Below are 242 nucleotides of genomic sequence, written 5' to 3' on the forward strand. Positions count from 1 at the left end.
GACATAGATGTCCGGGATCTTCGCCGGGGCATCGCGCAGCGTGCTCGGGCCGAGGAACGGCAGCATCACGTACGGGCCGCTGCCGACGCCCCAATAACCCAGGGTCTGGCCGAAGTCCTCATCGTTGCGCTGCAGGCCCATCGGGGTCGCCACGTCGATCAAGCCGGCCAGGCCGAAGGTGCTGTTGAACAGCAGGCGGCTGGTGTCCACGCCGGCATTGTGGAACTTGGCCTGCAACAGGT

The 242-nt window shown here is 66.1% G+C and carries 1 protein-coding gene; it reads right to left on the minus strand.

What is annotated here, in order from left to right; all coding sequences use genetic code 11:
* Positions 1–242 (minus strand): MlaA family lipoprotein (locus ACLJNW_RS27980; protein ID WP_410961867.1); only part of this gene is annotated, 242 nt, incomplete at both ends.

The sequence above is a fragment of the Salmonella sp. SAL4457 genome (genome assembly GCF_046548235.1).
GTDB classification, from domain to species: domain Bacteria; phylum Pseudomonadota; class Gammaproteobacteria; order Enterobacterales; family Enterobacteriaceae; genus Salmonella; species Salmonella enterica.